This is a genomic window from Dyadobacter fanqingshengii, assembly GCF_023822005.2.
Lineage (GTDB): Bacteria > Bacteroidota > Bacteroidia > Cytophagales > Spirosomataceae > Dyadobacter > Dyadobacter fanqingshengii.
Genome location: NZ_CP098806.1, coordinates 3,437,777 through 3,460,302 on the forward strand (window position 1 = coordinate 3,437,777; position 22,526 = coordinate 3,460,302).

Genomic DNA, 22,526 nt, shown 5'->3' on the forward strand with positions numbered 1-22,526 from the left:
AATTTGATAAAAAAAAAGAACGGCTCTAAGACCGCTCTACAAGAGTAACAACACTCGTAGTAGAAGGCTAGAAGACCCTGTCTTTTCGGTTCGTATATGATTTCGTCTGGATCATAATTTTCTGTTAAGAACGACAAAAATAACAATATTTGTAAATGGTATCACCATTTTTTATCCAAAAGCGGTAACAATCTATGTCAACCCCATTAAGAATAATTTTCATGGGAACACCCGAATTTGCGGTCCCAAGTTTACAAAGTCTGGTCGAAAGCAATTCTAATGTAGTGGCTGTCATTACTGTGCCGGACAAGCCCGCAGGCCGTGGGCAAAAGCAAACCGCATCGCCGGTAAAACTATACGCAGAAGCCCGGGGCATCCCTGTTTTGCAGCCCGAAAAACTGAAAAATCCTGAGTTTCTGGAAGCGTTAAGGTCTTATAAAGCAGACTTGCAAGTGGTTGTAGCATTCCGTATGTTGCCAGAAGTGGTGTGGAGCATGCCGCCAAAGGGCACATTCAATTTACACAGTTCATTGTTGCCCCAGTATCGTGGTGCGGCGCCCATAAACTGGGCGATTATTAACGGAGAAAAGGAAACCGGCGTAACCACATTTTTTATAGAACAAGACATTGACACGGGGAAGATCATATACCAGGACAGAGAGCCGATCTACCCTCAAGACGACGCCGGTTCATTATACGAGCGCCTGATGGAAAAAGGCGCAAAACTGGTTGTTAGAACGGTTCAGGCAATAGCAGCAGGCAATTATCCGCAGGAACCACAGGAAGAGCCGGCGGAAATCCGTTCCGCTCCAAAAATTTTCCGCGAAACCTGCGAAATCGACTGGCATAAACCGGCGGAAGAAATTCACAACTTCATACGCGGACTATCACCTTACCCGGCCGCCTGGACGACCATTAACGGTCTTTCCTGCAAAATCTTCAAATCCAATGTTGTGGATTTCCCGGAAAGCGATATGCCCGGCCAATTCAGAACGGATGGCAAATCCTATCTCTATTTCCGAACCGGCAACGGCTGGCTTTCGATTGAAGTTTTACAATTGGAAGGCAAGAAGCGGATGGAGATCGGGGATTTTTTGAGGGGGAATAGGCTTTGATCGAATTTTTTAACAACGTACAATGCTCATATCAATCATCGTGGCCGTTTCGGAAAACGGCGTTATAGGAAAGGATAATCAATTACTCTGGCGATTGCCTGATGATTTGAAACGGTTTAAGCAGCTTACATTAGGCCATCCAATGATCATGGGCCGGAAAACTTTCGAATCCATTGGAAAACCATTGCCCGGGCGGACTTCCATCGTGATCACCAGTCAAAAGGATTTTAATGTAGAAGGCATTCTTGTTGCGCATTCGCTGGAAGAAGCGCTGCATATTGCCCGGGGAATCGAACAAACAGAAGCATTCATTATCGGCGGTGGGGAAATTTACAAGCAGGCTTTGCCCCTGGCCGACCGGCTTTATGTTACCGAAGTCGAAACCGTCATGGACGGCGATACGCTTTTCGAGATTACAGACCGCGGCGCATGGACTGAGTCCGAACGGATTGTGCATGAAGCGGATGAGCGACATAAATGGAAATTTGCATTCGTAAATTACATTAAACAAAAATTTTAATAAGTACCTTTGGCATATAACCCACAGTGACTATCAGCACAATGCAAGTTTTAGAAGAAAAAACAGCACTATCACCTGTCATCGAGGTACTTTCAGAGACATTTGAAATTCCTCAGCTAAATAAAAAGCGTCGTGTTCATGTGCTTTTGCCACATGATTATTACGAAAAGCCGGAACAGCGTTATCCGGTGCTATATATGACGGATGCGCAAAATCTATTTGGAGACGGCTCACCTTACGGAAACTGGGAAATTGACAAAAGCCTGGCACTGCTGGCAGAGCAAAATAAAGCAGATGTGATCATTGTTGCCATCGATCATGGCGAAGAAGAGCGGATCAATGAATTTTCTCCTTATGATAACCCGCGTCTCGGTAAGGGTTTGGGCTCACTTTTCCTTCGTTTCGTTGTTGAAACACTCAAAAAGCATGTTGACGCAAATTACCGCACAAAGCCGGACAGGCTCAATACAGGCATGGGCGGAAGTTCAGTGGGTGGGTTATTGAGTGCCTATGCAGCATTAATGTTCCCGCAGGTTTTTGGTAGGCTGATGATTTTCTCGCCCTCACTATGGATTTCACAAAAGGTTTATTTTGACGCCATTCACTTCTTCGAGCCTTTTGAAACGCGGATTTATTTATATGCCGGTGGAAAAGAAGGTGCTAACATGCTTCCTAACTTCGAAAAGTTTCATAAAACGCTTGAAAATCAAGGATTCGGTTACAAACGTGTGAAAATTAAAAGTTCGATTGATCCGGAGGGTGAACATACCGAAACGCAATGGAGCAAGGAATTTCCAATTGCGCTGAAATGGTTGTTTTTTGAAGAATAATTACTTGACAACATTATAAAAGAAGAGGGAGAGCAGCGTTAAGCCAGCTCTCCCTCTTCATTATAATCAATGTCCGTTTACAAAATATACTGGCTCAAATCCCTGTTTTTCACCAAAGCAGAAAGTTTTTCAGAAACCAGATCCGCCGTGACTACAATGTGAGAATCCGCGCCGATGACGTCTGGAATGTCAAACATAAAGTCATTCAGTAACAGGCTCATCACAGTTTGCAAACGACGAGCTCCAATGTTCTCCACTTCGCTGTTCACTTCAAAAGCGATCCGTGCAATTTCCCGAAGCGCGCCGTCTTCAAATTCCAGCTCAACGCCTTCCGACTCCATCATGGCCACATACTGCTTGGTAAGGGCGTTTTTAGGCGTTTTCAGGATCTGGTAAAAATCAGATTCGGTCAGGCTGCTCAATTCCACGCGGATCGGGAACCGTCCTTGTAACTCGGGAATCAGGTCCGATGGTTTTGCAACGTGGAATGCGCCTGCTGCAACGAACAGAATGTGGTCCGTGTTAATAACGCCGTGCTTGGTATTTACCGCGCTTCCTTCCACGATCGGAAGCAAGTCGCGCTGCACGCCTTCGCGGCTCACGTCCGGGCCGCTGCCTCCACCCGATCTGCTGGACGCCACTTTGTCAATTTCATCAATAAAAATGATTCCCAGGTTTTCGGCTTTTTTGATCGCCTCCATCTTCACCTCATCCATATCGATCAGCTTGGAAGCTTCTTCGTCCAACAGGATTTTTCTGGCTTCCTCCACGGTCACTTTACGTTTTTTACCCCGGCGCGGCATCATGTTACCAATCATTTCCTGAATGTTCATCATGGAAACATCGTCCATAGCGCCGCCGATCATGCCTACATTAGGCGCTTGATTTTGCTGCACTTCAATGTCGATCTTGCGGCTGTCAAGCTCCCCGTTTCTGATCTTTTCGCGGAAACGTTCTCTTGTACGCTGGTTCAGTTCGGCATCATCCTCAGGCATCACTTCGTTCGTATTGTTATCTGCTTTTATTTTAACGGAACTCGAACCATGAACCGGCGGGATAAGTGCATCCAGGATAATGTCTTCAACAGCCTGCTCGGCTTTGAGCTTCACTTCTTCCTTTTTCTGGGTTCTTACCATGCCTACTGCTTGTTCCACCAGATCACGGACCATGCTTTCCACATCGCGTCCCACGTAACCCACTTCCGTAAATTTGGAAGCTTCTACTTTTACAAATGGCGCATCCGCAATTTTAGCCAGCCTGCGTGCAATTTCCGTTTTACCGACGCCCGTCGCGCCGATCATTAATATATTGTTTGGAATAATTTCCTTTTGTATGTCCTCGGGACTATTCATTCGCCTCCACCGGTTTCTTAATGCAATAGCAACATTGCGCTTTGCGTCATTTTGTCCGATGATGTACTGGTCAAGCTCGAAAACGATCTGACGTGGGGTTAGGCGATTTAAGTGTTCAGTCATTGTGATTTATATCAATACGTAATTTATTGTTGGTTTCTTTCTAAAAATGCTTCGTTATTAAATATGGCTGTAAAGAATTATGCCGGTACAAAATGTCATGCTACCTTTGTTTTCTCTTCATGTTTCTGTATAAAAGATTTGTTTACAATATGAAAAAAATCCTGCAAGCCCTTAACCTTGTCTTTGCAACCACATCATTCCTTTTTGCTCAAAAGCCAGCCGATAACGACTTTGTCGACCTTGTGAACCCGCTGATGGGAACACAATCCAAATTCAGCCTTTCATCCGGTAACACTTACCCCGCCATTGCATTGCCATGGGCGATGAATTTCTGGATGCCTCAAACGGGCAAAATGGGTGACGGCTGGGCTTATATGTATGACGCAGAAAAAATCCGCGGTTTCAAACAGACCCACCAGCCCAGTCCGTGGATCAATGATTACGGCCAATTTTCAATCATGCCTGTTACAGGAAAGCCGAAAATTGACGAAGAAAGCCGCGCGAGCTGGTTTTCCCATAAAGCCGAAGTTGCGAAACCACATTATTACAAGGTTTATCTGGCCGATCACGACGTTACCACGGAAATTGCACCCACAGAAAGAGCAGCGCAATTCCGCTTCACTTTCCCGCAAGCCGACAGCTCATTTGTGCTTATTGATGCTTTTGACAAAGGTTCTTACATTAAAATCATCCCTGCCGAGCGCAAGATAATCGGTTATACCACCAAAAACAGTGGTGGCGTTCCGGCTAATTTCAAAAACTATTTTGTGGTCGTTTTTGATAAGGCATTTACATTCTCTTCCGCTTTTCATGGCAAAACATTAGCCAAAGACACATTGGAGCTGAAAGCTGGCCACGTAGGTGCGGTTGTTGGTTTCAAAACAAAAAAAGGAGAGCAGATCGGCTTAAAAGTGGCCTCTTCATTCATCAGTCCCGAGCAGGCTGAACTGAATTTGCAGCGCGAAATTGCCAATGACAATTTTGAGGCTACAAAAGAAAAAGGACGCCAAGCCTGGAACACGGAGCTGTCACGTATACAGGTGGAGGGTGACAACAAAGATCAGATCCGCACATTCTATTCTTGCCTGTATCGCGTGTTATTGTTCCCAAGGAAGTTTTATGAATTTGATAAGGCCAACAAGATCGTTCATTACAGTCCTTATAGCGGTGAAGTGAAACCAGGTTATATGTTTACTGACAATGGCTTTTGGGACACATTCCGGGCGGTTTTTCCATTCTTTACATTGATGTATCCTACGCTTAATGCGCACATTATGGAGGGATTGGCCAATGCTTACGATGAAAGCGGTTACCTGCCTGAATGGGCCAGCCCCGGCCACCGCGATTGTATGATCGGTTCCAACTCGGCGTCATTAATTGCTGATTCGTACGTTAAAGGGATCCGTGGTTACGACATTAACAAGCTTTACGAAGCGGTGATCAAAAATACAGAGAATGCGGGTCCAGTGAGTTCAGTGGGCCGTTTCGGCCATGAATATTACAATGAACTCGGTTATGTTCCTTATGACGTAAAAGTGAATGAAAATGCGGCGCGGACGCTGGAATATGCTTATGCCGATTTTTGCATTGCACAATTGGGAACTGCGCTGAAAAAGCCACAGAAAGAAGTGGATCTGTATCTCAAAAGAAGCCAGAATTACCGCAATGTGTTTGATCCTGAAACAAAATGGATGCGCGGCAAAAACAAAGACGGCCAGTTTCAAAAGCCATTTAACCCATTCAAATGGGGCGACGCATTTACTGAAGGGAACAGCATTCACTATACATGGTCTGTTTTTCAGGATGTAAAGGGCTTGATAGGCTTGGTAGGCGGCAGGGAAGCATTTGTTCAGAAACTGGACACGGTTTTCACATTGCCCCCGATTTTCGACGATAGTTATTATGGTTTTCCAATTCACGAAATCCGCGAAATGCAGATCATGAACATGGGCAATTACGCGCACGGAAACCAGCCGATCCAGCATATGATTTACCTTTATAACTATGCAGGAGCACCTTATAAGGCACAATATTGGCTACGTCAGGTGATGAACAAGCTTTACCAGGCAGCGCCGGACGGCTATTGCGGTGATGAGGATAATGGACAAACTTCGGCCTGGTATGTGTTCTCTTCCCTGGGTTTTTACCCGGTAACTCCCGGGACCACGCAATATGTGATCGGTTCACCGCTTTTCAAGAAAGCGACATTGACTATGGAGGACGGCAAAAAATTCACTGTGCAGGCGCCAGCTTCAAATGATGCCAACATGTACATTCAGGGCGCTTCGCTGAATGGTAAAACGTATGGCAAAACATTCCTCGAACACGCCGACATTCAAAAAGGCGGCTCGGTCCAGTTCAATATGGGCAGCCAGCCTTCCAAAACCTGGGGCGCAAGTGCGGACGCTGCTCCTTTTTCTTTGACAAAATAAAGTGCCGTAACAGCTCTGTTTGACACTTTAATATTAATATTCGATCATTATTCCACTTTTCGGTGAAGTGTTCCGGGAAGTGGAATAATTGTTTGACAAAAACCTAAAAAACTAAACCAATTTACAATGCAATACAGGAAACTAGGAAACTCTGACCTGGAAGTTTCGGTGATTACTTTTGGCGCCTGGGCTGCGGGAGGCTGGATGTGGGGTGGAACGGAGCGCAGTGAGGCGGTTAAGGCCATTCAGGCGTCGTACAATGCAGGGGTTACCTCCATAGACACCGCGCCGGTTTACGGACAGGGATTAAGTGAGGAAATTGTTGGGGAAGCCATTAAAGACCTGCCCCGCGACAAAGTTCAGATCCTGACCAAATACGGCATGCGCTGGGACCTTACACAAGGAGATTTTGCCATGCACAGCAAAAACAACGCAGGCGAAGACATTGACATTTATAAATATGCAGCCAAAGACAGCATCATTAAGGAATGTGAAGACAGCCTGAAACGCCTTGGAACGGATTATATTGACCTTTATCAGATACATTGGCACGACAAAACCACGCCGATTCAGGAAACAATGGAGGCCGTTACGGAACTAATCAAACAGGGAAAAGTGCGGCATGCTGGTGTATGTAATTATGATGTGGCATTAATGCGTGAAGCAGCGCAGTATATTGATCTGGTTTCGGATCAGGTCCCGTACAGCATGGTGAAACGGGAAATTGAGCCAGAACTCGTGCCCTATTGCATTGAAAATAACAAGTCAATCGTGGCTTACAGCCCGTTGGAACGCGGATTACTGACCGGAAAAATGAAGCCTGGCCATCAATTCGCTGCGGACGATCACCGTGCCTCGATTTATTTTTACAAAGATGAAAACCTGGAAAGGGTTAATGCATTTCTGGACAAGATCAAACCGATTGCCGACAGTAAAAATGCAACGATTGGCCAGCTCGTTCTCAGGTGGACCGTGGAGCAACCGGGCGTAAGCATTGCATTGGTGGGTGCAAGGGACGCAACGCAGGCATTGCAGAATGCAGCCGCCATGGAGATTACTATCAGCCCGGAAGAAATTAAGACCATTACCGGGGAACTGGACAAACTCGAACTTGTAAAATAATCTAAATCAAACATCTATTCACCTTAATTCATGAACAAAAACATTCCTTTATTAAAAAAATATCTTCCCGTTGCATTGGGAGGATTGATGCTTACCGCCTCTATCGGATTGATGAGCAACAGCGGTTTCGAACCGGAAAAGCCAAAGAAATTATCCGAAGCCAATCTGAAAGTGGATACAGTTGCCTCGGGTCTTACCATGCCGTGGGCTTCTGCATTACTGCCAAACGGCGATATGCTGGTAACCGAGCGCGGTGGAAAATTACGGCTTGTAACGGGTGGAAAACTGGATCCAAAAGAAATTACCGGCATTCCTGAGGTATTTTACAAAGGACAGGGCGGCTTGCTGGACGTTGCATTACATCCTGATTATAAGACAAATGGCTGGATCTATATCAGCTATTCATCCCCGAAAGCAGCGGGCGAAGAAGGAGAAGATGGCGGCGCAAACACAGCATTAATGCGTGCAAAGCTAAAAGACCATGCGCTTACCGACATTCAGCCATTGTTTAAGGCTATCCCAAATGTAAAAGGAAGCCCTCACTATGGAGGTCGCATTGTATTTGACAAAAAAGGTTACGTTTTCCTATCACTGGGTGAGCGTGGGCAAAAGCAAAATGCACAGGATTTGGGAAGAGATCAGGGAAAAGTGGTCCGTTTGCATGAAGATGGAAAAATTCCGAATGACAATCCTTTCGTAAGCACCGCGGGCGCAAGACCCGAGATCTGGACCTACGGCCACCGCAATCCGCAAGGCATGGTCATTCACCCGACTACGGGCGTAATTTGGGAACACGAGCATGGACCACAAGGCGGTGACGAGCTTAATATCATTGAAAAAGGAAAGAATTACGGCTGGCCGCTGATTACGTTCGGGATCGATTATGACAACAGCATTATATCAAAAGACACGGCGCGTGCCGGCTTGGAACAGCCGGTTGTATACTGGAAACCATCCATCGCACCTTGCGGAATGACTTTCGTTACGAGCGATAAGTTCAAAGATTGGAATGGCGACTTGCTGGTTGGCTCACTCAAATTCATGTATCTGCAACATTTGGTGGTGAAGGGTAATAAGGTGATCAGCCGTGAGATCATTTTTGATAAAATCGGCCGCGTGCGGGATGTGCGCCAGGCGTGGGATGGCAACATTTACGTTGTACTTGAAAATTCCGGTAAAGTTGTCCGTATCAGCCCAAAATCTTAATGAAGAAGATATTTGCATTATTAACAGCGGTCGTTTGCTGCTCCGCAATCTTCCCGCAGGACGACGAGCTGGCCAAGAGCATCGAGCGGGGTAAAATGGTTTATTCGGAAAACTGCATCAGCTGCCATATGGGCACCGGCGAAGGCGTTACGGCTACTTTTCCGCCTTTGGCAAAGTCCGATTATCTCATGGAAACACCAGAAAGTGCGATCAAGGCAATCAAATTCGGTCTCATAGGTAAAATCAAAGTCAATGGCGTGGATTATGACAATATGATGCCCAATCCAGGCCTGGGTAACGATGAGATCGCCGACGTTACCAACTATATCATGAACACCTGGGGAAATTCGTCAGAAAAGAAGATGATAACCGAAAAGATGGTTGACGAAATCAAGGAAAAGAAGTAAGTCAAATCCAAATTTGTCCGAAAAGCAGGATCACGTCACAAATGGTCCTGCTTTTTGTTGTTCACCCACTGTAAACGCGTTTGCGACATTATCGCCATTACGCTATTTTAAATAAATCCAAATAAACGCTTGTATCGAAAATTTTGCCGTACGATATTTGCCAACCAAATAATTATTTAGACCAATTTAAAATAAAATGCTAAAAATTTATACTTTTCTCCTGATCATACTATCCGCCTCCGCTCTATTAGCTCAAAATGGCAGAATTACGGGCCAAATCCTAAGCTCTGATGGCCAACCGGCGGAACAAGTTTCTGTCGGAATCAAGGGAAGCTCAAAAGGCTCTGTTTCCGATGCAATGGGTAAATTCGTTATTGAAAGGGTGAAACCAGGCACTTATTCGCTGCTCGTAAGCTTCGTGGGATTGGAAACACAGGAAAAATCGGTGGAAGTTATCGCGGGTGAAACGGTCAATGTTTCTTTTGCCTTGTCTGAAAGCGCCAATCAACTTTCGGAAGTTATCGTAAAAGGCGGAAACCCCTACAAATCTGACCAAGTTTCTTCAAGTCTGAAATTGCTGACGCCCATTTTGGAAACTCCTCAGAATGTGCAGGTTGTAACTTCCAAAGTGTTAGCCGACCAGCAGATCATCAGCATGAGCGACGGCTTGATCCGCAACGTAAGCGGTGCCACGCGCCTGGAACACTGGGGTGATATGTATGCCAACATCACCATGCGCGGTTCGCAAATCCAGGCTTTCCGCAATGGTTTTAATGTCGTAAGCTCATTCTGGGGGCCGCTTACCGAGGACATGAGCTTCGTGGATCACATTGAATTCGTAAAGGGCCCGGCTGGATTTATGCTGGCAAACGGCGATCCGAGCGGTCTTTATAATGTGGTTACCAAAAAGCCTACGGGAGAAACCAAAGGCGAATTGTCGCTGACGATGGGAAGCTTTGACTTCTACCGCGCAACATTGGATCTGGATGGCAAACTGGACAAAAGCGGCAAGCTGCTTTACCGTCTGAACATCGCAGGCCAGAACAAAAATTCGCACCGCTCATTCGAATATAACAACCGTTACAGCATTGCACCGGTAATTTCTTACCAGCTGGACGATAAGACAAAGCTGACCGCGGAATACAACATGCAATACGCAAAAATGTCTGATGTAGGCTCTTATTATGTCTTTACAACAGACGGCTACGCAACATTACCAAGAGATTTCACGGCGATGCCTCCGGGACTGGATCCAACCAAAATCAAAGATCAGAGCCTTTTCGTAAACCTGCAACACCAGATCAACAGCGACTGGAAAGTTACCGCGCAGGTCGGTTACTTCAATTATCAGCAAACAGGATCTAGCATGTGGCCTGACTCCGTTAGTGCGGATGCCCGACTGGTTCGCAGCGTAGGAATCTGGGATGCAAAAAGCGAAATGACGCTAGCACAGGCATTTATCAATGGTTCGGTAACAACCGGCGGTGTGCAGCACAGAATTTTGGGTGGTATTGACATTGGAACAAAAAATTACTTCGCGGATTGGGCGCAATCACATGCATTGGATACGCTTGGAGGTTTGTTTGATCCCCGTTATCCCTATTATGGAACGCCCAATAACGGTTATCCGGTTTGGGATCGCACGCTAAACCTGGAAGCAAGGGCAGTAATGGGCGGAGGAACCATGGATCAGAAATACACCGGAATTTATTTGCAGGATGAGCTCGGTTTTATCGATAACAAAATCAGGCTGACATTGGCCGGGCGTTACACGCATGTAAGCCAGTCTGCCTGGGGCGGGTCGCCGGACAAAGCCAGTCATTTTACGCCAAGGGTTGGATTAAGCATTTCTCTTGACAAAAATACTTCGGTGTATGCTTTGTATGACGAAGCATTTTTACCACAATCCGGAAAATTGAGAGGCGGCGGAACGGCTAAGCCAATCACGGGGAGCAACCGCGAGCTGGGTTTCAAGAGGGATTGGGCAGAAGGGCGCTGGAACACGACATTATCCTTTTATCGCATTGTAAAAAACAATGAAATCACAGCCGATCCGTTAAGCCCTGCTAATTCAGGATTAAGTGTTGTTTTAGGTCAAAAACGCGCACAGGGTGTTGAATTTGATATTCGCGGAACCATTGCAAAAGGCCTTAACCTGACTGCAAACTATGCTTATACGAACTCGGAAGTAACAAAAGTCACTGAGGGTGTTCAGTCCATTAAAGTGGGCGACGTTATTCCGGGTTTTGCCAAACACAATGTAAATGGATGGCTTAGCTACAAAATCCAGCAAGGCGCATTGAAAGGCACTGGCCTATCCGGCGGATTCACTTATCTGATCGACCGCGCCACCTCGAACTGGAGCACGACCAATAATGAGCAAAACCTGCCTAATTATTTCAAGTTGGACGGCGGCGTTTTCTGGGAAAGGGATAAGATCAGACTTACATTGAATGTGTTCAATGTGCTGGATAAATATCTGTACAGCGGAAGTTATTACGACTATTTGGGTGCATACTACACGCAATCGGAAGCGCCAAGAAACTATCGTTTGGGATTGGCTTATAAGTTCTAAAATCCCTTTTGAACATTTTCCGGGCATTCAGCGATCAAAATCCTGAATGCCCGTTTTGTTTTTCAAACGGCATGCGCCAACATTAATCGCGCCCCTTTTACAAATCTATCACTTAACGCATCATAGGATTTATGCACTTTTGAAACTGGGTCAAATTCCTGCCCTACTGTTGTAAAAGCTTTCATTTCTGAGTAATGTTCGTAAATGCCGAGTGCTTTCAACCCCATCATCGCAGCGCCTACGGCACCCGTTTCGACCGTATCATTCAATTTTACAGTTTTCCCAAAAACATCAGCAAGCATTTGAACCCAGATCGGGCTGCGTGCAAAACCGCCATTGGCATAGATTGTGTCCACTTTCTGCATTTCCATCAGGATTTTGCCTATTCCAAATAGATTCAACAAAATGCCTTCCATGACCGCCCTTGCAAAATGTGCCCGCGTGTGCTGAATATCCAGTCCGGTAAATCCGCCACGGACCGTTGAACTCCAGAGCGGCGCCCGCTCACCCAGCAAATAGGGATAAAAAAGAAGTCCATCCGAGCCCGGATCGATTTTCGTGGCTTCCTCAAAAACCGTGTCAAATTCTTCTTTTGGGAAAAATGTATTCATTAACCATTCAAAAATAACAGCCCCATTATTTGAAGGCCCTCCTATAATGAATGTATGTTCGTCCAGCACGTAGCAGAAAGTTTGCATGAGCGGGTCGGAATAGGGTTTACTAAAACAAATACGGACCGCTGCACTCGTTCCGATGGTAACCGCCATGGAGCCTGTTTGAACTGCGCCACTCCCCAGATTGGCAAGACAACCGTCGCTTGCACCCATGATCAAATCCGTTCCTTCCGGCAAACCCGCATCGTTTTTAGCAGGCGTTTTTTCAACGTGATAGGGGGAAACCGCTGTGGACAATTTGTCAGCCGTCAAACCAAGCTTTTTGAGTGTGTAAGCATCCCATTGCAATTCCCGGATATTGAACATGCCCGTGGCTGAAGCAACGGAATAATCAATCACGAATTTGCCTGTCAGGCGGTAAATGATGTATTCTTTTATACCAACAAAACGGTTTGTTCTTTTATATAATTGTGGTTCATTCTGCCTCAGCCATAGCAATTTACACACCGGGGTCATGGCGTGGACAGGTGTTCCGTTGTTAAAATAGATCTTTTTGCCTACGCTCGAAGTCCGGAGTTTCAGCGCAATGTCGGAACTGCGGTTATCTGCCCAGATAATGAGTTGCGTAAGCTGTTTTCCATCCTTATCCAATGCCAGCACACCATGCATGGCAGCGCTGAAACTGATGCCCAGAAGCTTATGTCGCCCTTTGCATGCCTTGACGACCGCTTTTATGGTTTTGCAGGCCGCATCGTAAATTTCATCCGGATCCTGCTCGCTCCAATCCGGCTTGGGGTGATACATTTCATAACTTTCACTGTGTGAGGCCAGGATGTCTCCTGAAACGGAATCAAAAGCAACGCATTTTACATTTGTTGTACCAATATCACAACCTATGATGTAGGGCATTTTGTTAAATTTAAAAGCAATGGCCGGGCAAACCCATTCGGGCAGCCCGATTATTTAATTAAAACAAATCAAAAAATCTGAAATCTTGCCAACAACTTGGCATGGATTTGTTATTTTCGCAGAAATAAACGCATAAGATTTTTATACATTTGACCATGTCCGATACAACACATAACGAATCCAGCTCACTTTCAAGCGGAGTTTACGTCGCAGCATTTATCATTCTTTTCCTTTTGCTGGCTGTACTTGCTGATCTGTTTACATTCATTTTGGGAACAATCGGATTGGTTGTGACATTCGCAGCATTTTACAAAGACAACAGTCATCACGGCGACGATCATCATTGATCAGCAGCTCGTTAAGAGCTGACCTGACGCTTATACAAGTTCTATCGAACGGCCAATTCGGGCATGGATTGTAATATTTTCCATTCCAATTGGCCGTTCGTCATGTCTACGGTCCAGGCTTCTTCAAAAACACAACGATCTTCCAGATCCCGGTATTCTGTGGTTAACACTTTGTCTTTCAGTGTAATTCTGGCGAATCCATTATAGCCCAGCTGATGCCTTTTTATTACTTTCCGCACCCTCCGGTCATAGAAACCTATTTTGTCAAGATCCCCGCCGCCCGGCATGGCCGTTTCAACGGGTAACCCGCCGTGGCCAATACAACGTCCATAAGCCTCCGGTCCTTTCCCATTCGTGCCTAAATTATATACTACAAGCCTGTGATCATGTCCCCACATCCACACAACCGGACGTGCAACATCACCCATCAGCTCGCGGATCTGCTCACCAGGGCGGGCATAATCTTCTCTGAATGAGGAGATATAAGGATGATGGCTTAGGAAAACAATCCCGCGCTTATCATCGGGATTTCCAAGCTGGACCACATCCCGGAGCCACGCAACCTGCTCTTTTTTTAAATGGCAGTCAGGCGGTGAGAGAATTTCGACAAATGGCCGGCCAACCGATGTATAACCGGTATCAATCCCGATAATGCGCCAATGTTCGTTTTCAAGGCAAAAGAAACCCGCTTGCTGCGACTTTTTCATCTCACCATCCTGAATGTACATGGCGGGCAGCAAATGCTGGAAAAAAGCATTTCCATTGGAATACATTTCATGGTTGCCAGACAAAGCGAGGCTTCCCGAAGCGCCATAATACCAGGAGGCATAGGGCGCCGTAAAGTTCTCCTCCACCTCTTTTGGAGCCCCTACGAAGTAAATGTCGCCCATGTGTATCGTGTAATCAGGCGCATAGCGCGCTACCAAATGCGCAACAGCGTCGGACTCGGCCGTGTCGCTCGCCCAGTCCGAAAGCAACGCAACAGTGATTTCGTCTCTTGAAGGAATGGAAGATTTTAGCTGATAGACGCCCGTGTCCCCATTTCTGGGATAAGCCTGGTAAGGATGCCTCGGCCCAAAACGACTTTTCAGATAATGCCAGGCAAATCCTAACAGGTTGTTTTTAAAAAAGCTGGAAACAACATTCGTTGCATTGGAATGGTCCCGAACGTGTTTTTCGTAAAGTTCAAGTTGGGTCTTTGCGTGATTTTCGGCTTCACTGTGGCCAAGGTCCAGGTATTTTTTGGTTCGGTCTTCTGCTGACTCGGGCATATTGTAAATTCGCTCATGATCGGATGTTACCGGTAAATAAAATGATTAGTTGGGTAACCGCAACGATTTCATTGAAATTTCCAAGCCAACAGGGCATATGTTTAACCGTTTATCAAAACGAGGGGCAATTATTTATGTGCCGGGTTGACAATCGCTAACCTTAGAAGTACCTTTCATAAAATTATTCAACCACCATAAACACAAGATCGAATGAAAAAACTGACTTTTACACTGATGTTATTTTTCGCTGCGAGTGCTGCTTTCGCACAATCAACAATGATCGCGAAACAAGTTGCTGACTGGGAGAGAGCAAAGAAATACACGCAGGCTTATCTGGATGCCATGCCAGACGATGGTTATGCCTTGAAGCCAACACCTGAAATCCGTTCTTTCGCCGGGCAGATGGATCACATAGCAGATGCTAATTTTGCATTCGTTTCGGCAGCATCCGGTAAAAAAAGCCCGTTTGAAGGTTCCGCAGAAAAAATGACTGATCAATCCAAAGCTGCTGTTTCAAAGGCTGTTATGGATAGCTACGATTTCGTGATCAGCACATTGAAAGGCATGACAGAAGCGGATCTCGCAAAAGACGTGAAAGTATTCGGCATGGATATGAAGGCGGGTGCCGCATTTGAAAAGGCATTCGAACACCAAACGCATCACCGGGGACAATCGACGGTTTACATTCGTTTGAAAGGCGCCACGCCTCCCAACGAAATGTTATTTTAATCTCGAAAATTCCACAAAAAAGGGATCTTAACGATCCCTTTTTTGCTTTTTAAGCCTTTGCTTTTGACTTGATGTTGTAAAGGTTCAATGCAAAGAAGCTGTATAATTTCATAAATGCCGGCGGGATCACAAAATCGCGGATCACTTCTTTTTTTCGTTCCGGCGAAGGTTCTCCCGTAGCAAGATACTTCAAAGCATATTTCAATCTCGGCCAGTAAGTTTTGCCATATTCCCTCGAAAACAGCAACTTATAATAGTAAGTAGCAATGTTCTTTTTCAATTTATCATCGTATTTATAGCCAAGCTCCTTATTAATGTTGGAATAAAGCTGAATACGGTTGAACAGGAAATCGGCGCCATAATGGTTGTCTGCAAAGCTTGCCCCTCCCCTGTTTTTCCTATAAACTGACATCACTTCATCGATATAACCAATCGGGCCGCGGGTTGCGAACATGATATTTCTTGGAATGTCGCCGCTCGTAGACAGGTTGGTCCACTCAGGATCAGGATGTTTGGCAAAATCCTCTCTGCGGAACATTAAGCTCGATGTGGCAATAAAACAAAGCTCATCCTCTCCCACCAGATCCTCAACCGTAACTTCTGGTTTTGACAGCGTATTAACGAGGTAAGGCGGTGCGGCATTATCATCAAAAATCACACGTGCATTATGGTAACAAGCTGAGTAATGAGGGTTTGCGTCCAACATTTCAACTTGTTTTTGCAGCTTATGCGGAGAAATAAGATAATCATCGCCGTCAAACTGAGCTATATATTCGCCTTTTGCGGCTGCAAACGTGGCAAGTGCATTGAATTTTCCATTAAGCCCCATATTTTTCGGATGCAGCAAAAGCCTGATCTTGTCGGGAAAACGTTGCTGGTAATCCTTCAAAATAGCTGTTGTATTATCTTTGGAGCAATCATCCCCCACAATAATTTCAAAAGGAAATGTTGTCTGCTGCATCAAAATTGAATCCAGCATCTGCCCTACAAACTTTTCGTGGTTGTAAGTGACAACACACACACTCACTTTTATCATATTTACTAATCAATATTGAAGCACTTCGAGCCGCAAATTTAATTCTTTTATTCCCATTTAACCGAATTGCCATATTTTCCCGGTGGGAATGTACCGGATTTGCGGTCCAGACACTAAACTTATATCACAACGAAATAAATTCCATTGACCATCATTAATTTGTATAATCTACATTTGTAAAGTATCAAGAGAATTTTATTTCAATGTCTTTAATAGCCAACAACGCGGTAAAGCCGCTTTTCAGAGTTCCTGAAATATTTTCCCGATTCAACGGCCTTATCGCGGCGGAAAGCACCAGACATGGAGGCGTCAGCAAAAGCCCGTATGGGTCATTGAACCTGGGTGGCTCGCAGGATGACCCTGCCCTTATCATGGAGAATAATCGTTTGTTTTTCAATGCGTTAAATGTTCCTTTCGAAACTGTTGCCAAGTCGCATCAGGTGCATGAGGATAAAATTATAAATGTTCAAAGTGCCGGGCGGTTTGAAGGTTATGATGCGCTGGTTACCAATAAACCCAACATCCAATTAGCGGTCACGGTAGCGGATTGCACCCCGATCCTGATTTTCGACCCATTGACTAGAAGCGTTGCTGCTATTCATGCAGGCTGGCGGGGAACCGTAACGGGCATTGTGACAAAAACCGTAGCAATGCTTCAAACCGAGTTCGGCGCAGACCCCAAAAACTGCGTTGCATACGTCGGAACGTGCATTGATGAATGTTCCTTCGAAGTAGGCGAGGATGTTTCGGATAATTTTGAAGAAAAATATAAGCGGTTCGACGTTGGGAAACAGAAATATTATGTGGATTTGAAAGCCGCTAACCGGGACCAGTTAATTACCTCAGGCCTGTCTCCTGAAAACATCCAGACTTCTGCGTATTCCACAGTGCTCCACAACGACGATTATTTTTCTTACCGCTTGGAAAAAGGCTTCACAGGCAGAATGCTCGCCACAATCGGATTAGTTGACTGATGCCATAAGCAAAAAGACAGCACTTCGCAGCGCTGTCTTTTATTTTGGTCCTTATTATCTCTTATTGAGCGGGTGTCTCTACAACCGACTTCTCAGCTTCCGCAGAAGATTTTGCTGGTCGTGATCCGGTGCGGCCAACTGATGGCTTAACAGTCGTCGCTTTTACAGCAACCGGCTTGGCAGGAGCCGCCACAGCAGCTTTTGAAGACGCAGCGGCAACTAACGCAGCCACCTTAGCTGCTTTTTCTTTTTTACCCTCTTTTTTGCCCTTGTCTTTCACCTTCAACTTTTTCTCTTCGTTCTTCGCTTCTTTTGCCTTCTTTTTCTCCGACTCCTTTTCAAACTTGGCAACTTTCTTAGCCAGTTTAGCAGCGGCTTTTTCGATGGACTTTTTTATTTTCTTGGAACCTGCAGAAACTGCAGCGATTTTGCCGGAAAGCGTTTCTGCAATTTCGGTCGTTAATTTTTTTGTGGCAGATTTCATAATGTAATTTTAAAACAAGTAATGTTTTCACCCGGCCCATTTTACGCGAACGCGAGATGCAAACGTGAGGATATGTTAACGTATTTATAACCTGCAATTACTGCTTAAGAAGCGGTAAACACCAAATATCTTATGTTATATTTATGTTATATTTTTCCGTACATATTCCCAAAACACGATTCCAGCAGATACGGACACATTGAAAGAATGTTTTGTCCCAAATTGCGGAATTTCCAAACAGCCGTCCGCCACGGAAATTACCTCATCGGCAACGCCTTCAACCTCATTTCCAAAGACAAATGCATAGGGTTTTTCAGTGTGTGGAACAAAATTCTGCAGCATTACGCTTCCTTCCGCCTGTTCAACGCACCAAATTTCATATCCCTCCGCCTTCAACTGCCTCACCGCATCCACAGCGCTCTCGTTCTTTTCCCAGGCAACCGACAATTCTGCCCCGATCGCACTTCGGGTAATCTCCCGGTGCGGCGGACTTTGAGTATAACCACACAAAATAATTTTCTCAGCACGAAAAGCATCTGCAGTCCGGAAAAAAGAGCCGACATTGGCAAGGCTCCGAATATTATCCAAAACAACCACGAAAGGAAATTTTTCCGCGTCCTTAAATTCCTCCACCGTCAACCGGCCCATTTCTTCAACCCGCAATTTGCGCATGACCGTATTTCCATTGATGTTAATGGTGCAAACGTACGGGAAAGAAGTAAATTAACTCAACCAAACATGCACAAAAAAACCCTGCACCGTGAAGTACAGGGTTCAAATATTTCTTGAAAGCAGTTACTTGATCTTCGTGATCAGTTCTACTATATTTTTTACGCCTAGCTTTTCGAAGATCCGGGCTTTGTAAGTACTAACGGTTGACAGTTGCAGGTTGAGTTTTTCTGCAATTTTGGCGGTTCCTAACCCTTCTTTCAAAAGGTTCATCACGTCTGTTTCTCTCGGAGACAAGCTTACAACCGGGTCCGGAAGGAATTCGCGCGGGTTAATGAGCCTGTTGATATTCATTTGCTGCATATCCTCGCTCATATATTTCTTATTGTTCAAAACGCTCATTACAGCCGTTTTAAACTCTTCCTCAGGCGCGTCTTTGGACAAATAACCATCCGCTCCGGCTTGAAGATACATCAGGCCGTACTGCTGCTCATCATAGCTCGAGAACATCAATATCCTAATTCCGGGAGATTTCTGACGAATGGTTTCTACCATCTTCGTCGTATTTCCACCGGGGATGTTGATATCCAGGATCAAAAGATCATATGCTTTTACTTCAATTTCCTGAAGTATTTTATCAAAATCGTCAACATCGGAAATAGTCGAATCCGGGATCAGTGATTTGAGGAGGTGCTTGGTGCCTATTCTCACTACTGCATGATCTTCGGCAATAAGTATGTGTTTCATGTACGGGTTTAAGTCCAATTAAGTAAAAAATGCAGGTGCCTATCTGAAACGATCGCTTAATTTACAAAAATAGCGATGAGCATTGTATTAAACCTAAAAAATATCGAATTAGTATATCAATATTTGACAACTTTTATAAATAAGGGCTGGAAATTGCCCGTTTGTATGTAAAAAGTCGGTTACTTTCTAAAAATTAGTTCGTTAGCATCAAAACTATTTCGCACAACACACATTATTTCTGGAAAAACGATGAACTTGAAGTTTGTCTGTATGCCGGTAAAAACCAGTTTTTCCCAAGTCCGGCTTTCCCTCCTTTTTTGTATCTGACTCAGGGGCATTTAGCGACTCAAACTACTGATATCGTGCATGCCTTTTGCCTGCTTCGACGAAATTGTCAGCGCGTAATCGCGATATTTCAGTGTGTGGAAAAGTCAGGCAACGTTTGGGTATCGCCTCCTCATGCTCCATTTGGGGGAATTCAATGTGATGTGGGTTGTCAGGAAAGTGAGCTTGTTTTTTTGCTAGGTTGTATCAAACATTGGGTCCAATCCCAATCGGGCGAAAAGTTGGTGGTCAAGACCGCGCCTTCCTGCTATTACACAACATTAGATAGTTTGCGTCACATTCCTTATCTCATTACTGGGTTTATCCCAATTCAGACCTGTTTAAATAGTTTTATTTCCGTTAGCTCTTCGGATTTTTACGCTCAAATCCGCCCAGCGGAAAGGCGAAGGCTTAAAAAAGCCTCAAATTCGGGTTTTGAGGCCGGTTTAGCCAGTGGGCTTGCTTCGTCAGTTATTTATGAATTTCTGGAAAAATGTCGCAATCAAATGGGTTACCGGATATCACTAACATTGTCTCAACTCGAAACATTAAGGCAAAACTTCCCGGATCGTTACCTTATTTTTACCGTAATGGCTGGTTCCGAGATCGTCGCCCTCACGCTAACGGTTCGGGCTAATAGTCGGGTTTTGTATAACTTTCTGTGCAGCGATATGCCGGCATATCGGGCTTACAGTCCGACGGTAATGTTGATGGAGGCTGTTTACAATTACTGCCGGCAACAAAATATTGAAATCCTTGATCTCGGAATCTCGCTGGATCAGAATGGGGACTTCAAGCCTTCCTTACACCGCTTCAAAAAAAACATTGGCGGCCAGGATTGCTTAAAACTCACTTATGAAATGAATTTTGCAAATCAGATCCCAAGGCAGTTCCCATCCCTGTAAAATACGCTGGTACAGGTTTCAATACCCACAATGGGTGCCATACCAATGAAATCCAGCCTTCTGAACCCTCGCTCCTTCAAATATTCCTTGGCTTTTTGATACCATTCACGTTCGGAATTGTCCAGGATCAAAACGCCGTCCGGGGTAAGATAATCAACGGCAAAATTGGCGCATTTTACTCTGTTTCGTCCGTCGACAATGATAATGTTGTAGAGCTCACCTGCATCTTTAACTGCCTGAATATAAGTATCGCCCAATGGCTTTTCAACCACTTTTGCATTGGCAGGAAGCTTGGGTTTGATCAGTTTGATCCAGTCCGCATCGTGCTCAACTGCCGTGATCTCCTTTACGCGTGCAGCATACCAGCGCGTGGAATTCCCCGATCCATATTCAAAAACGGTAAATGCAGACTTTAAACGCGGTTTTAAAAATAGAATGAACGGATAAGTGTACCAGGGAAGCGGATCTCCATTTGCATCAACGGACTGTTTGGTATGAAAACTCCTGAACCAGCCATATTGCTTCAATGCGCCATCCAGAAAAAGCTGAACACTGCCACCCAGACCGATCCCGTTGAGCAGATCCCAGGTATTATTTTTTATTTTTTTAATCATTACAAATCCGACGGTTGACGCTTATGGTCACAAACGTACGAATTAATGTACTTTTCTCTCAAAATTGTCACAATGCGTTCGGCTGCATGGCCATCCCACAGCTCGGGAATCCGGCCTTGTTTGCATGCTCCGTTGATTATTTGTTGAGCCAAATGTAAAACCGATTCTGCATTCCAATCAGGCAACAAATGGTTTGTCCCGACTTCAACCGTCACCGGCCTTTCTGTGCTTTCTCTTAATGTAATGCATGGCACTTGCAAAAACGTTGTTTCCTCCTGGATTCCGCCGGAATCGGTAATGACCAAGGCCGCGTCTCTCGTCAGCTCCAAAAACTCGCGGTAACCCTGCGGTCTGATCATTTCGAGATTTTTTATTTTTCCCAAATCAGCATCCAAACCCAGCGCCTCACAATTCTTTAATGTTCTCGGATGAATTGGAAAAATCACTTTCTGCAATTGGGTCAGTTTTCTGATCGTTTCTAAAACCTTAATCAAAACCGCTGACTTATCCACATTAGCAGGTCTGTGTAATGTTAATAAAATGTAGTTTTCGAGTTCAACTTGCTCATCTTCTGACTTGACAAGCCTATCCAAACTGCGGAGACAATATAAAAGCGAATCGATCATAACATTCCCCACGAAATGAATCTTCGCCGTGGGAATATTTTCTTTCAAAAGATTAAGCACCGCTGTATGTTCCGTCACAAACAGCTGATCCGCAATCGCGTCGGTCATGATCCGGTTAATCTCTTCGGGCATTTTGCGGTCGCCGCTCCTCAGCCCGGCTTCCACGTGAACCACGGGAATGTGCATTTTCACCGCAACCAATGCACAAGCCAGCGTTGAATTGACATCACCGACCACCAGCACCAGATCCGGTTCTTCTGCAACAAGCACTTTTTCGAATTCCAGCATAATCCCGGCGGTTTGCTGCGCATGCGAGCCGTTGTTCACGCCGAGAAAATAAGCAGGTTCGGGAAGATCAAGCTGGTGGAAAAAGATGCCAGACATTTGAAAATCATAATGCTGGCCGGTGTGGACGATCAGGGATTCAATGTCTTTATGGCGAGAAAAAGCGCGGTGTAGCGGCGCCACTTTCATAAAATTGGGACGTGCCCCAACGATATTGATCACTTTCAAGAAATAGTGTGTTTTATTAAGGAAGCAAAGTTATCACAAACATTCAGAGGAACTAATCGCCCGCCGCGGTTAGGCTATCTTC

At 45.2% G+C, this 22,526-nt stretch carries 21 protein-coding genes; 12 read left to right on the forward strand and 9 right to left on the reverse strand.

Going from position 1 to position 22,526, the window contains the following annotated elements:
• The first annotated feature begins 194 nt into the window (after positions 1-194).
• From fmt to NFI81_RS14310, 3 genes are read left to right on the forward strand one after another with little or no spacing between them, the layout of a single operon-like run.
• Entirely contained in the window at positions 195-1,115 is a 921-nt protein-coding gene (gene fmt / locus NFI81_RS14300) for a methionyl-tRNA formyltransferase (RefSeq protein WP_255717297.1), read from the forward strand.
• Between the two features lie 22 nt (positions 1,116-1,137).
• A complete protein-coding gene (locus NFI81_RS14305; RefSeq protein ID WP_234611775.1) occupies positions 1,138-1,635 on the forward strand; it encodes a dihydrofolate reductase in 498 nt (165 codons plus the stop codon).
• Positions 1,636-1,676: 41 nt separating this feature from the next.
• The gene (locus tag NFI81_RS14310) at positions 1,677-2,465 is read left to right on the forward strand and encodes an alpha/beta hydrolase (protein WP_234611774.1); all 789 of its coding nucleotides are present in this window, start codon (positions 1,677-1,679) and stop codon (positions 2,463-2,465) included.
• 77 nt (positions 2,466-2,542) lie between these two features.
• Here the strand turns inward: NFI81_RS14310 and hslU are convergent, their stop codons facing one another.
• Positions 2,543-3,940, reverse strand: a complete 1,398-nt coding sequence (gene hslU, locus NFI81_RS14315) for an ATP-dependent protease ATPase subunit HslU (RefSeq protein ID WP_234611773.1) — start codon at positions 3,938-3,940, stop codon at positions 2,543-2,545.
• A 149-nt stretch (positions 3,941-4,089) separates the two neighbouring features.
• Between hslU and NFI81_RS14320 the strand changes: the two genes are divergently transcribed.
• From NFI81_RS14320 to NFI81_RS14340, 5 genes are all read left to right on the forward strand, one after another.
• A complete protein-coding gene (locus NFI81_RS14320) occupies positions 4,090-6,372 on the forward strand; it encodes a GH92 family glycosyl hydrolase (RefSeq protein WP_234611772.1) in 2,283 nt (760 codons plus the stop codon).
• Between the two features lie 126 nt (positions 6,373-6,498).
• Positions 6,499-7,494 (forward strand): aldo/keto reductase, encoded by a 996-nt coding sequence (locus tag NFI81_RS14325; RefSeq protein WP_234611771.1) that lies wholly within the window; start codon positions 6,499-6,501, stop codon positions 7,492-7,494.
• 30 nt (positions 7,495-7,524) lie between these two features.
• A complete protein-coding gene (locus NFI81_RS14330) occupies positions 7,525-8,700 on the forward strand; it encodes a PQQ-dependent sugar dehydrogenase (RefSeq protein ID WP_234611770.1) in 1,176 nt (391 codons plus the stop codon).
• The gene (locus NFI81_RS14335) at positions 8,700-9,107 is read left to right on the forward strand and encodes a c-type cytochrome (protein WP_234611769.1); all 408 of its coding nucleotides are present in this window, start codon (positions 8,700-8,702) and stop codon (positions 9,105-9,107) included. The genes NFI81_RS14330 and NFI81_RS14335 overlap by 1 nt, the downstream gene beginning before the upstream one ends.
• Before the next feature lie 196 nt (positions 9,108-9,303).
• Entirely contained in the window at positions 9,304-11,682 is a 2,379-nt protein-coding gene (locus tag NFI81_RS14340; protein ID WP_234611768.1) for a TonB-dependent receptor, read from the forward strand.
• 62 nt (positions 11,683-11,744) lie between these two features.
• Here NFI81_RS14340 and NFI81_RS14345 read toward each other — a convergent pair whose 3' ends face one another.
• Entirely contained in the window at positions 11,745-13,205 is a 1,461-nt protein-coding gene (locus NFI81_RS14345) for a gluconokinase (protein ID WP_234611767.1), read from the reverse strand.
• A 155-nt stretch (positions 13,206-13,360) separates the two neighbouring features.
• Between NFI81_RS14345 and NFI81_RS14350 the strand changes: the two genes are divergently transcribed.
• Positions 13,361-13,552, forward strand: a complete 192-nt coding sequence (locus tag NFI81_RS14350; RefSeq protein WP_082213612.1) for a hypothetical protein — start codon at positions 13,361-13,363, stop codon at positions 13,550-13,552.
• 41 nt (positions 13,553-13,593) lie between these two features.
• On the opposite strand, the gene NFI81_RS14355 is transcribed toward NFI81_RS14350, so the two are convergent.
• Positions 13,594-14,823, reverse strand: coding sequence for a metallophosphoesterase family protein (locus NFI81_RS14355; RefSeq protein ID WP_234611766.1), 1,230 nt, complete (start codon positions 14,821-14,823; stop codon positions 13,594-13,596).
• Positions 14,824-15,033: 210 nt separating this feature from the next.
• Here NFI81_RS14355 and NFI81_RS14360 point away from each other — a divergent pair, with 210 nt between their 5' ends.
• On the forward strand, positions 15,034-15,552 hold the full coding sequence (locus NFI81_RS14360) for a DinB family protein (protein WP_234611765.1): 519 nt from the start codon (positions 15,034-15,036) through the stop codon (positions 15,550-15,552).
• A gap of 49 nt (positions 15,553-15,601) precedes the next feature.
• On the opposite strand, the gene NFI81_RS14365 is transcribed toward NFI81_RS14360, so the two are convergent.
• Positions 15,602-16,588 (reverse strand): glycosyltransferase family 2 protein, encoded by a 987-nt coding sequence (locus NFI81_RS14365; protein WP_234611764.1) that lies wholly within the window; start codon positions 16,586-16,588, stop codon positions 15,602-15,604.
• A gap of 203 nt (positions 16,589-16,791) precedes the next feature.
• On the opposite strand from NFI81_RS14365, the gene pgeF reads away from it, so the two are divergent.
• Positions 16,792-17,562 carry a peptidoglycan editing factor PgeF gene (gene pgeF / locus NFI81_RS14370; protein WP_234611763.1) on the forward strand — a complete coding sequence of 257 codons (771 nt, stop codon included), beginning with the start codon at positions 16,792-16,794 and terminating at the stop codon, positions 17,560-17,562.
• A 61-nt stretch (positions 17,563-17,623) separates the two neighbouring features.
• Here pgeF and NFI81_RS14375 read toward each other — a convergent pair whose 3' ends face one another.
• From NFI81_RS14375 to NFI81_RS14385, 3 genes are all read right to left on the reverse strand, one after another.
• The gene (locus tag NFI81_RS14375) at positions 17,624-18,046 is read right to left on the reverse strand and encodes a histone H1/H5 family protein, HCT subfamily (protein WP_234611762.1); all 423 of its coding nucleotides are present in this window, start codon (positions 18,044-18,046) and stop codon (positions 17,624-17,626) included.
• 141 nt (positions 18,047-18,187) lie between these two features.
• Entirely contained in the window at positions 18,188-18,718 is a 531-nt protein-coding gene (locus NFI81_RS14380; protein WP_234611761.1) for an RNA methyltransferase, read from the reverse strand.
• A gap of 123 nt (positions 18,719-18,841) precedes the next feature.
• Positions 18,842-19,462 (reverse strand): response regulator transcription factor, encoded by a 621-nt coding sequence (locus NFI81_RS14385; RefSeq protein WP_082213620.1) that lies wholly within the window; start codon positions 19,460-19,462, stop codon positions 18,842-18,844.
• A 422-nt stretch (positions 19,463-19,884) separates the two neighbouring features.
• On the opposite strand from NFI81_RS14385, the gene NFI81_RS14390 reads away from it, so the two are divergent.
• Complete coding sequence (locus NFI81_RS14390; protein WP_234611760.1) at positions 19,885-20,691, forward strand: GNAT family N-acetyltransferase; 807 nt, start codon at positions 19,885-19,887, stop codon at positions 20,689-20,691.
• Here NFI81_RS14390 and NFI81_RS14395 read toward each other — a convergent pair.
• Complete coding sequence (locus NFI81_RS14395) at positions 20,661-21,305, reverse strand: FkbM family methyltransferase (protein WP_234611759.1); 645 nt, start codon at positions 21,303-21,305, stop codon at positions 20,661-20,663. The two genes, NFI81_RS14390 and NFI81_RS14395, sit on opposite strands and share 31 nt — an antisense overlap.
• Complete coding sequence (gene wecB / locus NFI81_RS14400; RefSeq protein ID WP_310589244.1) at positions 21,305-22,438, reverse strand: non-hydrolyzing UDP-N-acetylglucosamine 2-epimerase; 1,134 nt, start codon at positions 22,436-22,438, stop codon at positions 21,305-21,307. The genes NFI81_RS14395 and wecB overlap by 1 nt, the downstream gene beginning before the upstream one ends.
• Between the last annotated feature and the right edge of the window lie 88 nt (positions 22,439-22,526).